The sequence below is a fragment of the Stenotrophomonas sp. CC22-02 genome, from assembly GCF_004365115.1.
GTDB classification, from domain to species: Bacteria; Pseudomonadota; Gammaproteobacteria; order Xanthomonadales; family Xanthomonadaceae; genus Stenotrophomonas; species Stenotrophomonas forensis.
Genome location: NZ_SOCO01000001.1, coordinates 733036 through 746574 on the forward strand (window position 1 = coordinate 733036; position 13539 = coordinate 746574).

Consider the following 13539-nt stretch of genomic DNA (forward strand, 5'->3'; position numbering starts at 1 on the left):
GTCAACCGATGTCGCGCCCGGGCGTTGTTGTCCCCCGAGGGTGAAGTGATCACCCCGACGCTGTTCCCATCCCCAGGAGTGACCTCATGATCCGTACCCCCCTGCTGCTGGCCCTGCTGCTCGGCACCTCCGCTTCCGGTATCGCGCTGGCGGCCGACACCCCGACCACGCCGGCGCAGCGCCCGGCCAAGCTGGACACCAATGGCGACGGCGTCATCGACCGCAGCGAAGCCGCTGCCAACCCGCGTCTGGCGGCGAAGTTCGACGAACTGGACAAGAACAAGGACGGCAAGCTCTCGCGCGATGAACTGCCGCGCTGGAAGCACGGCCGTCGTGGCCACGGCGGCGAGCGCTGGGCCAAGCTGGACGTCAACAAGGACGGCCGCATCAGCCGCGAGGAAGCCAAGGCCGATCCGCGCCTGGCCGCACGCTTCGACCAGCTCGACCTCAACAAGGACGGCTACCTGGACAAGGCCGACCGCGAGCTGCGCATGAAGCAGATGCGTGACGCCTGGTTCGCCGCGGCCGACACCAACAAGGACGGCCAGCTGAGCAAGGCCGAGTTCGATGCGGTCAAGCGCCCGATGCACGGTGGTCCGCGTCAGGGCGGCCCGCGTGACGGTGCCATGCCGAAGCCGCAGCGCTGAGAGCCAACGCAGTGATCGACGACAACGCCGGCGCACTGCCGGCGTTGTCCGTTACAGGCGGCCGCTGCGTACCAGCGAGTACAGCACCAGTGCGATCACCATCAGGTTCATGGCGATGATGCCGGTGCGGCCGTACATGGACTCGTACTTCCAGTTGATGCCCGTGCGCCCGCGCCGTGCCGAGTCCCGCACGATCATCGGCGCCATCACTCGCTGCAGCGGTACCAGGCACTGGTAGTTGACCACGCCCAGGCCGACCGCCAGCACCGCCATCTGTGCCCAGACCGGCACCTGCAGCATCACCGCCAGCAGGATCGCCAGGCACCAGAACATGCCGGTGGTGATGTTGAGATAGAGGAAGCGACGCACATCGGCGCGCTCGGCATCGGTCTCGGTGTACGACATCAGGAAGCGCCCGCCCAGATAGCTGCCGATCGCTCCGCCGACCACGCCACCGATGACTGCGCCCCAGCTTTCGGCCGGCAGCACGTGCAGCTGGCCTAGTGTGGCAGTCAACGAGCCCATCGCGGTGCCGCCTGCCGCACTGGCGCCGCCGAGGCCGAGCTTGCTGCCGCCGATGCCGACGCCGGTGCCGAGCAGGATCGCCGCGCTGGTGGTGCCGGGCGCGGCCACCAGCACCATCGACACCACGGCCGTGGCGAACGCCGCACTCGGGGCGCTGCTGCGGGCGAATTCGCCGAAGCGTTGCAGCAGGCCGTCACGCACCTGGGCGCGGGCACGCGACAGCCGCTTGCGCACGGCGGCGTCGCTGAGCCCGAGCAGGTCGGCCACCTGCTGCGAACGCTGGCCTTCGCGGTAGTACAGCAGCAGGACTTCGCGGCTGTCGGCCGGCAGTGCGGAAATGATGTCTTCGGCGACGATCTCTTCTTCCACCCGCTGCAGCCGGTCGGCCGCACCTGGCGCCGGGTCGGCGGCCATGCCCAGTGCCACTTCGGCCGCCTCGCCGGTCAGCGGCCGGCCACGCTGCGCACGCAGCCAGTCGCGGGCCAGGTTGCGGGTGATCTGCCGCAGCCAGGGCAGGAAGCTGGTTGAACTGCGCAGCTGGTGCAGCTGCTGCCAGCCCTTCACGAAGGCTTCCTGGGCGATGTCCTCGCTGGCCTGGCGGTCGCGGGTGATGGCCAGCGCGATGGCGGTGACCGTGTTCTGGCAGGCCAGCACGATGCGGCCATAGGCATGCTGGCAGCCGCCGGCGGCGGCCGGCAGTTCGCGTTCCAGGGTCTGGTCGATCGATGCGGCGAAGGTCGTCACGGCGGCGGCTCTCCTGCTGGGATTGTGTCCCATGACGGAGCCGCGCGCGAAGTGTGACCGGCCTTCAGTGCGGTAGTGCCGGCCGCTGGCCGGCAACCGCAGCCCGCCGGACGGGTTCATGAGGTTGCCGGCCAGCGGCCGGCACTACCCGTGTGTCATTTCGAGGGCTGGATGCGGACCCGGACTTCTTCTTCTTCCGGCGGAGCTGGTTGGGCGGGGGGCTGCTGCTGCGGCTGCGCCTGCGGGGTAGGGAGCGGTGCTGCCGGCGCCGGGGCGCCGCGATGGCGCAGGCCAATCACCAGCGCCACGCCGGCGATCACCACCAGCAGGGCGATGCGGATGCGCCAGGCCCAGCCGCGCCCGCCGCTTCCCTGTTCCGGCATGTCGCGGAAGGCGAATTCGGCGGTCGGGTGGTCGCGGCGGGTGGTGTCGAGCAGGCGCGCGTCACGCAGGATTTCGCGTGCGCGCGGCTGGTCGTCGGCGCGCACGATCCACACCGCCGGGTAGGCGCTGGCGTTGCCCAGGTCGGTATAGCTGAACTGGCCGCGGCGGCGGGTCTTGTACGAGCGCCCGTTGGTCACCTTGACTTCGATGCCATGCCCGCGCAGGAGCTCGGCCACGCCTTCCACGGTTTCCACGCGCTGGCTGCTGAAGATCTGGCGCATCGGATTACTCCTTGGCCGGCACGGCGGCCGCCGCTGCCTGGTCGGGAACGACGCGGATCAGGCCTTCCTGCGCGGTGCTGGCCACCAGCACGCCGTTGCGGGTGAAGAACTGGCCGCGGGCCAGGCCGCGCGAATCCTGCGCGCTGGGGCTGTCCAGCGAGTACAGCAGCCAGTCGTCGGCACGGAACGGGCGGTGGAACCAGATGGCGTGGTCGAGCGAGGCCATCTGCACATGCGGGTGGTAGTAGCTGATGCCGTGCGGGAATGTCGCGGTGCCCAGCAGGTGGAAGTCGGAGGCATAGGCCAGCAGCGCCTGGTGCAGCTCGGGCGCATCGCCGACCGGCTCGCTCAGGCGCAGCCACACCTGGTGGTAGGGCGGGCGCTTGGGCGGGTTCAGTTCGTCACGCGGGTAGACGTGGCGGAACTCGAACGGGCCGCCGCGCGACAGCCAGCGCTGCACCTTGATCGGCAGCCGCTCGAGCACTTCGGCTGGCAGCGGACGATTCGGTTCGATGTCTTCCGGTTGCGGCACTTCGGGCATCTTGTGCTGGTGCTCGGCCCCGGTTTCGGCCTGCTGGAACGAGGCCGCGCAGAAGAAGATCACCTTGCCGTGCTGGATCGCGGTGACCCGGCGTACCGAGAAGCTGCCGCCATCGCGGGTGCGGTCCACGTCGTAGACGATCGGGTGGTCGATGTTGCCGGCGCGCAGGAAGTAGGCGTGCAGCGAGTGCACGTGGCGGCCGTTGTCGACCGTGGCCTGTGCGGCGGCCAATGCCTGGCCCAGCACCTGCCCGCCGAACACGTACTTGGTGCCGATGTCGCGGCTCTGCCCGCGGAACAGGTTGTCCTCCAGCCGCTCCAGGGTGAGCAGGTCGATCAGCTCGGAGACGACGGGTTCGGGCGTGTCGTTCAAGGGGGCAGCCACAGCAATGAAGAGGGCCTGATTATACCGGTGCAGGCCGGCCCATCATCGGTAGTGCCGGCCGCTGGCCGGCAGCTTCGTGATCCTTCTGCGGCGCCTGAGGTAGCCGGCCAGCGGCCGGCACTACCGTTTACTTGCCCAGGCGCGCCACCAGTGCCTGCAGGGCGTTCTGTGCATCCGGGGCGAACCAGGCTTCGACGAAGCGGTCCAGCTGGATCAGGTCCGGGTGCAGGGCTTCGTGCAGGTCGGCGCGGGCAACCGCGCGGGTCAGGAGCATCGGCTGGCGCGGCTGCTTCAGCAGGTTCTGCAGCCAGGCCACGGCACGCGCCACCACCAGGTCACCTTCAGCCAGTTCATCGACCAGGCCGATCTGCAGCGCCTGTTCGGCCGGCACCAGCGAACCGGTGGTCAGCAGGACCCCGGCGCGGTGCACGCCCACCGCGCGGCGCAGCAGGCGCTGGATGCCCTCCGGTGCGATCAGGCCCACCTGCACCTCGTTCAGGCCGATGGCATACGGGCGCGACGGCTCGGCGCTGCGCGCCATCACCCGGTAGTCGCAGCACAGCGCCAGCACGCAGCCGCCGGCCGGGGCGTGGCCGGTGATCGCGGCCACCACCGGGATGCGGCTCTCGGCCAGCGTGCGCACGGCGCCAAAGAAGGCGTTCCAGGTGTCCAACAGCTTGTGCTTGTCATCGCCGTGCGAGAGCAGGTGCGGCACGTCCATGCCACCGGTGAAGATGCGCTCGCTGCCCGACAGCACGATGCCGTGCGCATCTTCGGCCATGGCCAGCTCGATGGCGTGGATCAACTGCCGGCACAGTTCGGTATCCAGTGCGTTGACCGGCGGCCGCGCCAGGCGCAGTTCGCGGATGGGGCCATGGTTGATCACCTCGATGAGCGTCGTCATGCTGCGGTCTCGTTGCGAAGAAGGAACCTGGGCGATGATAACCAAACCATTCGTTGGCGTACTGTGGGTTCTGTGTGCGGCCGCAGCATCGGCTTCTGCCGCCGAGACGACGTGCGTCACCGTCGAGCAGGGCTGGGCGCGGCTGCCGCCGAATCCGGCGATGCCGATGACCGCCGGCTACGGCGTGATCCACAACCGCTGCGGCAAGGCGGTGGTGATTACCGGTGCGGCCAGTAGCAGCTTTGGTGATGTGTCGCTGCACGAGACCACGATCACTGACGGGGTCAGCCGGATGCACGCGATCGAGCGCCTGCCGCTGGCACCGGGCGCCCGTGCCGAACTCAAGCCCGGTGGCCTGCACCTGATGCTGATGCAGGGCAAGGGCGCATTGAAGGACGGGCAGGCGCTGCCACTGCGGCTGCAGCTGGAAGGCGGTGGCGAAGTAAATGCCACGTTGACCGTGCGCAAGGCCGCGAAATGACGATCGGGTAGAGCCGGCCGCTGGCCGGCAACACAGGAAATGCCGGCCAGCGGCCGGCACAATCACGGGGCTTACGTCCAGTCGTATGAGAACAGCACCGTGCGGCTTACCGGTTCGTACAGCATGACGATGGCATCGGCGCCAGTGGCGCACCAGTTGTAGCCGGCCACTTCGGCGACTGCGAAGAATTTATTGCCATCACGCGTGATGGTCACGTCTTCCATGTCTGCCGTGCGATCACGATCGTGCATTGGAGGCAGGATCGAGATCTCGAATGCTGCCGGTATCTCTGCAGTTTCTGTCCAGTTTCCGTACGAAATCGCGCCGCCAAGGGTATCCAGCCAAGCCTGTTCGCGTGGCGCGCCATCGCCATAGCGCGAATAGCTGGCCAGCTTTCCGTGTTGCTGGAAGTACGCCTGGGCCTTGGCATGGCTTTCGCGCATCTCGGCGATATGCGCACTCGCGTACTCGCCTTCCACTTCGTCTCCCTGGAAGTAGCCCTCGTTGCCGAGGAAGCGCATCTCGTTGTCGTCCGTCAGCTGGAAAGCGGTCCAGTTGCTGCCGGTGAATTCGTTGTGGTGCTCTCCGGTGTCGTCACCGATACAGCCGTCATACGGCTCGATCGGGCACAGCATGGTTGCCGCCTGGCCGGCCAGTTCCGGGCGCAGCACGCCCAGGTCGATCTTCAGCAGCGGCAACAGGTGCTGGCCGAGCCAGGCCTGGTCGGCGGGGAAGACATCGGCGGGGAAGGGGACCATGCCGGGCAGCAGGTCGCGCAGTTCGGTGTGGTGGATCATGTCAGTCCTTTGATCAGTGTCGGTCGTGCCGGCCGCTGGCCGGCATCGTCATTGCCGCCGAAGCGTGCCGACCAAGGTCGGCATCTACCAGAAGCGAATCAGGTCGACGCGCTGCGGATCGCCTCTGGCAGCGGTGCGCTCTTGCCGGTCTGGGTGTCCATCCACACCACCACCACGTTGCCGTCCGAATACAGCTTCGACTCATCCTGCTGGTCGACGATGCGGTGGCCGATGGTCACGCTGCTGTTGCCCAGGCGCTCGACGAACAGTTCGACCAGGATGTCGTTGGGCCACACGATCGGCAGCCGGTAGTTGACGTTGGTCGCGGCCACCACCGGTGCGATGCGGTCGGTCATCGACACGCCGTCCACGCCCAGCATCCAGCGCACGCGCGCTTCTTCCAGGTAGGAGATGTACTTGGCGTTGTTGACGTGGCCCATGCTGTCCATGTCACGCCAGCGCACGCTGATCGGGATGCGGGCCAGGATCTTGTGTTCACTGCTCATCAGGCGTCCTTCTTCTTCTTGCTGGCGGCAGCAGTCTTGCTGGCCTTGCCGGTACTCGTTGCCGCCACCGCCTTCTTCGCCACCTTGGCCGGCTTTTCAGGCTTCACCTTGCGCGGCGGGCGGGCGTCGGGTTTGTTGGCCACGGCGGCCGGGCGTTCCGGTCGCGCGCTGGTGGACGGCAGCATGCGCGCCAGGAACTGGCCGGTGTACGACTGCGGGCAGGCTGCCACGTCTTCCGGCGTGCCGGTGACCAGGATCGTGCCACCGCGATGGCCGCCTTCCGGACCCAGGTCGACGATCCAGTCGGCGGTCTTGATCACGTCCAGGTTGTGTTCGATCACCACTACCGTGTTGCCTTCGTCGCGCAGCTTGTGCAGCACGCCGAGCAGCGCTTCGATGTCGTGGAAGTGCAGGCCGGTGGTCGGCTCGTCCAGGATGTACAGAGTGCGCCCGGTATCGCGGCGCGACAGTTCCTTGGACAGCTTCACGCGCTGCGCTTCACCACCGGACAGCGTGGTCGCGCTCTGGCCCAGCTTGATGTAGCTCAGGCCCACGTCGACCAGCGTTTCCAGCTTGCGGGCGATCGACGGCACCGGCTCGAACAGCTTCAGCGCATCCTCGACGGTCATTTCCAGCACGTCGTTGATGTTGAAGCCCTTGTACAGGATCTCCAGCGTCTCGCGGTTGTAGCGCTTGCCGTGGCAGACGTCGCAGGGCACGTACACGTCCGGCAGGAAGTGCATCTCGACCTTGATCAGGCCATCGCCCTGGCACGCTTCGCAGCGGCCACCGCGCACGTTGAAGCTGAAACGGCCCGGCGAGTAGCCGCGCGCACGCGCTTCGGGCACCTGCGCGAACAGCTCGCGCAGCGGGGTGAACAAACCGGTGTAGGTGGCCGGGTTCGAACGCGGGGTGCGGCCGATCGGCGACTGGTCGATGTCCACCACCTTGTCGAACAGATCCAGGCCATCGATCTCCTTGTAGGGAGCGATCGGATGCGAGGAACCGTTGATCTCGTTGGCGGCCAGCGAGAACAGGGTGTCGTTGATCAGGGTCGACTTGCCCGAGCCGGACACACCGGTCACGCAGGTCAGCAGGCCCGACGGAATCGCCAGGTCCACGCCCTTCAGGTTGTTGCCGCTGGCCCCACGCAGGTGCAGGGTCATCTTCGGGTTCGGCTTGTGCCGGCGCGCGGGAATCTCGATCGCGCGCTTGCCCGACAGGTACTGGCCGGTCAGCGAGCGCGGTGCCTCCAGGATGTCCTGCAGGGTGCCCTGGCCGACGATCTCGCCGCCGTGCACGCCCGCGCCGGGGCCGATGTCCAGCACGTAGTCGGCCAGGCGGATCGCGTCCTCGTCATGCTCGACCACGATCACCGTGTTGCCGAGGTCGCGCAGGCGGGTGAGGGTGCCGAGCAGGCGCTCGTTGTCACGCTGGTGCAGGCCGATCGACGGCTCGTCGAGCACGTACATCACGCCGACCAGGCCGGCGCCGATCTGGCTGGCCAGGCGGATGCGCTGCGCTTCGCCACCGGACAGGGTGTCGGCCTTGCGCTCCAGGGTCAGGTAATCCAGGCCGACATCGACCAGGAAGCCGAGGCGCTCACCGATTTCCTTGACGATCTTGGAGGCGATCTCGCCGCGCCAGCCCGGCAGGCTCAGTTCGCTGAAGAACTTCAGTGCTTCGTCGATCGGCAGCACCACCAGGTCCGGCAGCGGGCGATCGGCGACGAACACGTTGCGTGCCGCCCTGTTGAGGCGGGCGCCATGGCATTCCGGGCACGGCTGTTCGCTGATGTACTTGGACAGCTCCTCGCGCACCGCCGGCGATTCGGTTTCCTTGTAGCGGCGCTCGAGGTTGGGAATGATGCCCTCGAAGCGGTGCTTGCGCTGGGTGCGGCCACCGGCTTCGGTGAAGTAGGTGAAGGTGATCGCCTCATCGCCGCTGCCGTACAGCACGGCCTGCTGCACGTTTTCCGGCAGCGAGTTCCACGCCGCATCGACGTCGAACTTGTAGTGCTTGGCCAGCGAGGCGATCAGCTGGAAATAATAGGCATTGCGGCGATCCCAGCCGCGCACCGCACCGGCGGCCAGCGACAGCTCCGGATGCACCACCACGCGCGACGGATCGAAGAATTCGGCGATGCCCAGGCCATCGCAGCCGGGGCAGGCGCCCATCGGTGCGTTGAACGAGAACAGGCGCGGCTCCAGCTCCGGCAGCGAGTAATCGCACACCGGGCAGGAGTACTTGGAGGAGAACAGCGTCGGCGCGGTTTCGGTGTTGTCCAGGCTCTGCACCGAGGCCATGCCGTCGCCCAGCTTCAGCGCGGTCTCGAAGCTCTCGGCCAGGCGCTGCTTGATGTCCTCGCGCGGGCGGAAGCGGTCGATCACCGCCTCGATGGTGTGCTTCTGGCGCAGTGCCAGCGGCGGCACCGCGTCGATTTCATGCAGCTCGCCGTCCACGCGTACGCGCACGAAGCCCTGCGCGCGCAGCTGGTCGAACACCTGCGCGTGCTCGCCCTTGCGGTCGCGGATGACCGGCGCCAGCAGCATGTAGCGCTGTTCCGGGTCCAGGGTCAGCACCTGATCGACCATCTGGCTGACCGTCTGTGCTTCCAGCGGGTAGCCGTGGTCCGGGCAGCGCGGGGTGCCGACGCGGGCGTACAGCAGGCGCAGGTAGTCGTAGATCTCGGTGATCGTGCCGACGGTCGAACGCGGGTTGTGCGAGGTCGACTTCTGCTCGATCGAGATGGCCGGGGACAGGCCTTCGATGTGGTCCAGGTCCGGCTTTTCCATCACGCTCAGGAACTGGCGTGCATAGGCCGACAGCGACTCGACGTAGCGGCGCTGGCCTTCTGCGTAGATGGTGTCGAACGCCAGCGAGGACTTGCCCGAGCCGGACAGGCCGGTGATCACGATCAGCTTGTCGCGGGGCAGGTCGAGGTCGAGGTTCTTCAGGTTGTGCGTCCGCGCGCCGCGGATGCGGATGAAATCCATCGCCATGGGGGATCCGGTTGTGGGGGCGTTGGCTGGGTGCCGGGCCAGCAGGGAACGGCAATCGGTCAGCCTACCGAGGTGACCAGATGGGGGCAATGGGCGACAATGCCAGCCCGGTGTCTCACCCTGTGAGACAAGGCTTTATGAAGGGGTCAGATCCCTTTTCACGCTGTGAAAAGGGATCTGACCCCGTTCCGACCGGGCCTCCCGGGCTGTTCAGGGGTTGACTTGACCCTGTCGCATTGATCTGCGTACAATCCCGCTCCTGTCCGCCCTCGACGGCGGCAGTCCATAGACCACAATAACTACAGAGGAAGTCTGGTCATGTACGCAGTACTGGTCACCGGCGGTAAGCAATACCGCGTGGCGCAGGGCGAAAAGCTCCGCGTCGAAAAGCTCGAAGTCGAAGTCGGCAGCGAGATCAAGTTTGACAACATCCTGATGCTGGGCGACAGCGACGGCGTGAAGCTGGGCGATGCGCTGAAGGGCGCTGCCGTCACCGCCAAGGTCCTGTCCCAGGGTCGTGCTGACAAGGTCCGGATCATCAAGTTCCGTCGCCGCAAGCACCACATGAAGCGTCAGGGTCACCGTCAGTACTACACCGAAATCGAGATCACCGGCATCGCCGGCTAAGCATCAGGAGAAGCAGTCATGGCACATAAAAAGGGCGTAGGCTCCTCGCGCAACGGTCGCGACTCCAACCCGAAGTACCTGGGCGTCAAGATCTTCGGCGGCCAGGCCATCGAAGCCGGCAACATCATCGTGCGTCAGCGCGGCACCCAGTTCCACCCGGGTTCCGGCGTGGGCCTGGGCCGTGACCACACCCTGTTCGCCCTCGTGGACGGCAAGGTGGAGTTCTCGGTCAAGGGCGCCAAGAAGCGTCGCACCGTCAGCATCGTCTCGGCCGACGCCTGATCCAGGCATCGCCGGCACCCGTGCCTCGGCATGGCGGTGCTGGGTGAAGAGCACGCTGCATGAAGAGCCCCGCTTCGGCGGGGCTTTTCGTTAGAGTTACCGGGTAAAAGGAAGACCGGCCGCGCCGGGCTGCGGGCCACGCGCGCCCGCATTACATTCAAGGCGACGGCGCAGATGCCGCGCCCATCGCAGGCATCGAAACAATGAAACTGGTAGACGAAGCAGAAATCGAAGTGTTCGCCGGCAACGGCGGCAACGGCTGCATTGGCTTCCGTCGCGAGAAGTTCATTCCGCTCGGCGGCCCGGACGGCGGCGACGGCGGTGCAGGCGGCAGCGTGTACATCCGCGCCGACGAAAACCTGAACACCCTGGTCGACTTCCGCCATGACCGCATCTTCAAGGCGCAGCGCGGCGAGAACGGCATGGGCCGCCAGGCCTATGGCAAGGGCGGCGAAGACCTCACCATCACCGTGCCGGTCGGCACCGTGGTCATCAACGTTGCCACCGATGAAGTCATCGGCGACCTGACCCAGCACAACGACCGCCTGCTGGTGGCCAAGGGCGGCCGCGGCGGCCTGGGCAATATGCATTTCAAGAGCTCGACCAACCGTTCGCCGCGCCAGGCGCTGCCGGGCGAGCCGGGCGAAGAGCGCACGCTGAAGCTGGAGCTGAAGCTGCTGGCCGACGTCGGCCTGCTGGGCTTCCCCAACGCCGGCAAGAGCACCCTGATCCGTGCCGTTTCGGCGGCAACCCCTAAAGTGGCCGATTACCCGTTCACCACGCTGTACCCGAACCTGGGTGTGGTGAAGGTGGAGAACTACCGCAGCTTCGTCATCGCCGACATTCCGGGCCTGATCGAGGGCGCGGCGGACGGTGCCGGCCTCGGTGCGCAGTTCCTGCGCCACCTGCAGCGCACCCGCCTGCTGCTGCACCTGGTGGACATCTCGCCGATGGAAGGTGGTGTGGAGGGCATCTCGCCGGTGGAGCAGGTGCGTGCGATCGAGCGTGAGCTGGAAAAGCACGATCCGGAGCTGCTGAACAAGCCGCGCTGGCTGGTGCTGAACAAGGCCGACCTGATGTTCGAAGACGAGGCCAAGGCGGCGGCCGAGCAGATCGTCGCCGAGCTGGGCTGGAAGGAGCCGTGGTTCCTGGTGTCGGCGCTGGGTCGCGAAGGTACCTTCCCGATCATGAGCCGGATCATGGCGTTCTTCGATCGCCAGAAGGAAGACGAGCTGGAAGCCCGCAACGCGCAGTAATGCTGTTGTGGTTCCATGCGAAAAACCCGGCTTCGGCCGGGTTTTTTGCTTTCCGGTAGTGCCGGCCGCTGGCCGGCATTCCCGGATCGCAGGCAACAAAAAACCCGGCCGAGGCCGGGCTTTTGTCTGCTGCCCAACCCCGAAGGGCAGGGCGGCAACGCCGGATCAGGCGGCCTTGAGGGCCTTGATACGGTCGTTCAGGCGGCTCTTGTGGCGAGCAGCCTTGTTCTTGTGGATCAGGCCACGCGCGCTGAAGCGATCCAGGATCGGCTGGGCAACGGCGAAGGCGGCTTCGGCGCCGGCGGCATCGTTGGCGTCCAGCGCCTTGATCACTTTCTTGACAGCGGTGCGCAGCATCGAGCGCTGAGCCACGTTGCGCGCGTTGCGCACGACGGTCTGCTTGGCGCGCTTCTTGGCGGACTTGATATTGGCCACGGTGGTGGTTTCCTGAAAAAATCGGTGTTATGGGAACAGCAAGCTAGCTAGTATGATGGCGTAAGAAATGCACGTCAAGTCGATTGTCAAGAGGGACGCTGAGTGAGTTCACCCAAGTTGTTGCGGGGCCTGCTGTCGTTCAGCAGCATGACCATGGTCTCGCGCGTCCTTGGACTTGTCCGGGACTTCGTGGTGACCACCACGTTCGGCACCAACGCCATCACTGATGCTTTCTGGGTCGCCTTCAGGGTACCCAATTTCCTGCGCCGGTTGTTCGCCGAGGGGTCTTTCGCCACCGCTTTCGTGCCGGTGTTCACGGAAGTGAAGGAAACCCGCAGCCACGCCGAGCTGCGCGAACTGATGGCCCGCACCGCCGGCACCCTGGGTGGGGTGCTGATGCTGGTCACCGCGCTGGCGCTGATCTTCGCGCCGCAGCTGGCCTCGGTCTTCTCAAGCGGCGTTGATACAGACCCGGTCAAGCAGGGCCTGCTGGTGGACCTGTTCCGCCTGACCTTCCCGTTCCTGCTGTTCGTCTCGCTCACCGCACTGGCCGGCGGCGCGCTGAACAGTTTCCAGCGCTTCGCGATGCCGGCGCTGACCCCGGTCATCCTCAACCTGTGCATGATCGCCGGCGCGCTGTGGCTGGCGCCGCGGCTGGGCGGCACCCCTGAAAAGCAGATCCTGGCGCTGGGCTGGGCGGTACTGGCCGCCGGCATCCTGCAGCTGCTGTTCCAGCTGCCCTCGCTGAAGGGCATCAACCTGCTGACCCTGCCGCGCTGGGGCTGGAGCCATCCGGGCGTGCGCAAGGTGATGACGCTGATGGTGCCGACCCTGTTCGGTTCCTCGGTGGCGCAGATCAACCTGCTGCTGGACACGGTCATCGCGGCCAAGCTGACCGACGGCTCGCAGTCCTGGCTGTCGCTGGCCGATCGCTTCCTGGAGCTGCCGCTGGGCGTGTTCGGCGTGGCGCTGGGCACGGTGATCCTGCCGGCGCTGGCCCGCCACCACGTCAGCACCGACCGTGAAGGCTTCTCGCGCTCGCTGGACTGGGGTCTGCGCATGACCCTGCTGATCTCGGTGCCGGCCATGCTCGGCCTGCTGCTGCTGGCCGAGCCGCTGATCGCGACCATCTTCCAGCACGGCCAGTTCAGCGCCTTCGATACCCGCATGACCGCGTTGTCGGTGTACGGCCTGAGCTTCGGCCTGCCGGCGTTCGCCCTGCTGAAGGTGGTGCTGCCGGCGTTCTACGCGCGGCAGGACACCAAGACCCCGGTGCGCGCCGGTATCGCCGCGCTGGTGGCCAACATGGTGTTCAACTTCGCGCTGCTGGCGGTGCTGTACCAGGTGATGGTGCCGGACGAACTGAAGGCACAGGGCGTAATGGCGGCCATCGGCAAGCAGCCGGGCCTGCACCTGGCGCTGGGCATTGCCAGCGCGCTGTCCAGTTACCTGAACCTGGGCCTGCTCTGGTACTGGCTGGGCAAGACCGATGTCTACCAGCGCCGTCCGGGCTGGGGCGGCTATCTGCTGCGCCTGCTGCTGGCCTGCCTGGCCATGGTCGGCGTGCTGCTGGCGCTGCGGTACTGGCTGCCGGGCTTCTCGGCGATGAGCGTGTGGGAGCGGATCGGTGCCCTGGCGCTGCTGGTCGGTGGCGGTGGTGCGACCTATGCGGTGGCGATGGTGGCGATGGGCTTCCGCCCGCGCGACCTGCGCGGGCATTGATCGCGGCCCGTGGCGGCTATA

At 66.7% G+C, this 13539-nt stretch carries 14 protein-coding genes; 6 read left to right on the forward strand and 8 right to left on the reverse strand.

All coding sequences use genetic code 11. From position 1 onward, the window contains the following. The first annotated feature begins 86 nt into the window (after positions 1-86). On the forward strand, positions 87-647 hold the full coding sequence (locus N440_RS03530; RefSeq protein WP_133934106.1) for an EF-hand domain-containing protein: 561 nt from the start codon (positions 87-89) through the stop codon (positions 645-647). A gap of 51 nt (positions 648-698) precedes the next feature. Here the strand turns inward: N440_RS03530 and N440_RS03535 are convergent, their stop codons facing one another. From N440_RS03535 to N440_RS03550, 4 genes are all read right to left on the reverse strand, one after another. Beyond that, positions 699-1916 (reverse strand): sigma-70 family RNA polymerase sigma factor, encoded by a 1218-nt coding sequence (locus tag N440_RS03535; protein ID WP_133934107.1) that lies wholly within the window; start codon positions 1914-1916, stop codon positions 699-701. 155 nt (positions 1917-2071) lie between these two features. After that, the gene (locus N440_RS03540) at positions 2072-2581 is read right to left on the reverse strand and encodes a pathogenicity-like protein (protein WP_133934108.1); all 510 of its coding nucleotides are present in this window, start codon (positions 2579-2581) and stop codon (positions 2072-2074) included. Between the two features lie 4 nt (positions 2582-2585). After that, complete coding sequence (gene tesB / locus N440_RS03545) at positions 2586-3494, reverse strand: acyl-CoA thioesterase II (protein WP_005412623.1); 909 nt, start codon at positions 3492-3494, stop codon at positions 2586-2588. 139 nt (positions 3495-3633) lie between these two features. After that, a complete protein-coding gene (locus N440_RS03550; protein ID WP_049458435.1) occupies positions 3634-4410 on the reverse strand; it encodes an enoyl-CoA hydratase/isomerase family protein in 777 nt (258 codons plus the stop codon). A gap of 34 nt (positions 4411-4444) precedes the next feature. Here N440_RS03550 and N440_RS03555 point away from each other — a divergent pair, with 34 nt between their 5' ends. Beyond that, positions 4445-4891, forward strand: a complete 447-nt coding sequence (locus tag N440_RS03555; RefSeq protein WP_133935969.1) for a copper chaperone PCu(A)C — start codon at positions 4445-4447, stop codon at positions 4889-4891. Between the two features lie 71 nt (positions 4892-4962). Here N440_RS03555 and N440_RS03560 read toward each other — a convergent pair whose 3' ends face one another. From N440_RS03560 to uvrA, 3 genes are all read right to left on the reverse strand, one after another. After that, positions 4963-5688 (reverse strand): enolase, encoded by a 726-nt coding sequence (locus N440_RS03560; protein ID WP_133934109.1) that lies wholly within the window; start codon positions 5686-5688, stop codon positions 4963-4965. Positions 5689-5786: 98 nt separating this feature from the next. After that, complete coding sequence (locus tag N440_RS03565; RefSeq protein WP_006424673.1) at positions 5787-6194, reverse strand: thioesterase family protein; 408 nt, start codon at positions 6192-6194, stop codon at positions 5787-5789. Then, the gene (gene uvrA / locus N440_RS03570) at positions 6194-9196 is read right to left on the reverse strand and encodes an excinuclease ABC subunit UvrA (RefSeq protein WP_133934110.1); all 3003 of its coding nucleotides are present in this window, start codon (positions 9194-9196) and stop codon (positions 6194-6196) included. The genes N440_RS03565 and uvrA overlap by 1 nt, the downstream gene beginning before the upstream one ends. A 318-nt stretch (positions 9197-9514) precedes the next feature. Between uvrA and rplU the strand changes: the two genes are divergently transcribed. The 3 genes from rplU to cgtA all read left to right on the forward strand — a co-directional run bounded on the left by rplU (position 9515) and on the right by cgtA (position 11361). After that, a complete protein-coding gene (gene rplU, locus N440_RS03575; protein WP_006424709.1) occupies positions 9515-9823 on the forward strand; it encodes a 50S ribosomal protein L21 in 309 nt (102 codons plus the stop codon). An 18-nt stretch (positions 9824-9841) separates the two neighbouring features. After that, positions 9842-10105, forward strand: coding sequence for a 50S ribosomal protein L27 (gene rpmA, locus N440_RS03580; protein ID WP_005415704.1), 264 nt, complete (start codon positions 9842-9844; stop codon positions 10103-10105). A 203-nt stretch (positions 10106-10308) separates the two neighbouring features. Beyond that, positions 10309-11361: an Obg family GTPase CgtA gene (cgtA, locus tag N440_RS03585; RefSeq protein ID WP_006424789.1), complete on the forward strand. Its 1053-nt coding sequence runs from the start codon at positions 10309-10311 to the stop codon at positions 11359-11361. 165 nt (positions 11362-11526) lie between these two features. Here the strand turns inward: cgtA and rpsT are convergent, their stop codons facing one another. Continuing rightward, a complete protein-coding gene (rpsT, locus tag N440_RS03590) occupies positions 11527-11796 on the reverse strand; it encodes a 30S ribosomal protein S20 (protein ID WP_005408560.1) in 270 nt (89 codons plus the stop codon). Positions 11797-11913: 117 nt separating this feature from the next. Here rpsT and murJ point away from each other — a divergent pair, with 117 nt between their 5' ends. After that, the gene (gene murJ / locus N440_RS03595) at positions 11914-13518 is read left to right on the forward strand and encodes a murein biosynthesis integral membrane protein MurJ (protein ID WP_133935970.1); all 1605 of its coding nucleotides are present in this window, start codon (positions 11914-11916) and stop codon (positions 13516-13518) included. The last annotated feature ends 21 nt before the right edge of the window (positions 13519-13539 follow it).

Excerpts from the sequence above, each read along its gene's own strand:
- N440_RS03530 (WP_133934106.1), top strand. The coding sequence starts at position 87 with ATGATCCGTACCCCCCTGCTGCTGGCCCTGCTGCTCGGCACCTCCGCT.
- N440_RS03540 (WP_133934108.1), bottom strand. The coding sequence starts at position 2,581 with ATGCGCCAGATCTTCAGCAGCCAGCGCGTGGAAACCGTGGAAGGCGTG.
- N440_RS03550 (WP_049458435.1), bottom strand. The coding sequence starts at position 4,410 with ATGACGACGCTCATCGAGGTGATCAACCATGGCCCCATCCGCGAACTG.
- N440_RS03555 (WP_133935969.1), top strand. The coding sequence starts at position 4,445 with ATGATAACCAAACCATTCGTTGGCGTACTGTGGGTTCTGTGTGCGGCC.
- N440_RS03560 (WP_133934109.1), bottom strand. The coding sequence starts at position 5,688 with ATGATCCACCACACCGAACTGCGCGACCTGCTGCCCGGCATGGTCCCC.
- N440_RS03565 (WP_006424673.1), bottom strand. The coding sequence starts at position 6,194 with ATGAGCAGTGAACACAAGATCCTGGCCCGCATCCCGATCAGCGTGCGC.
- uvrA (WP_133934110.1), bottom strand. The coding sequence starts at position 9,196 with ATGGCGATGGATTTCATCCGCATCCGCGGCGCGCGGACGCACAACCTG.
- rplU (WP_006424709.1), top strand. The coding sequence starts at position 9,515 with ATGTACGCAGTACTGGTCACCGGCGGTAAGCAATACCGCGTGGCGCAG.
- rpmA (WP_005415704.1), top strand. The coding sequence starts at position 9,842 with ATGGCACATAAAAAGGGCGTAGGCTCCTCGCGCAACGGTCGCGACTCC.
- cgtA (WP_006424789.1), top strand. The coding sequence starts at position 10,309 with ATGAAACTGGTAGACGAAGCAGAAATCGAAGTGTTCGCCGGCAACGGC.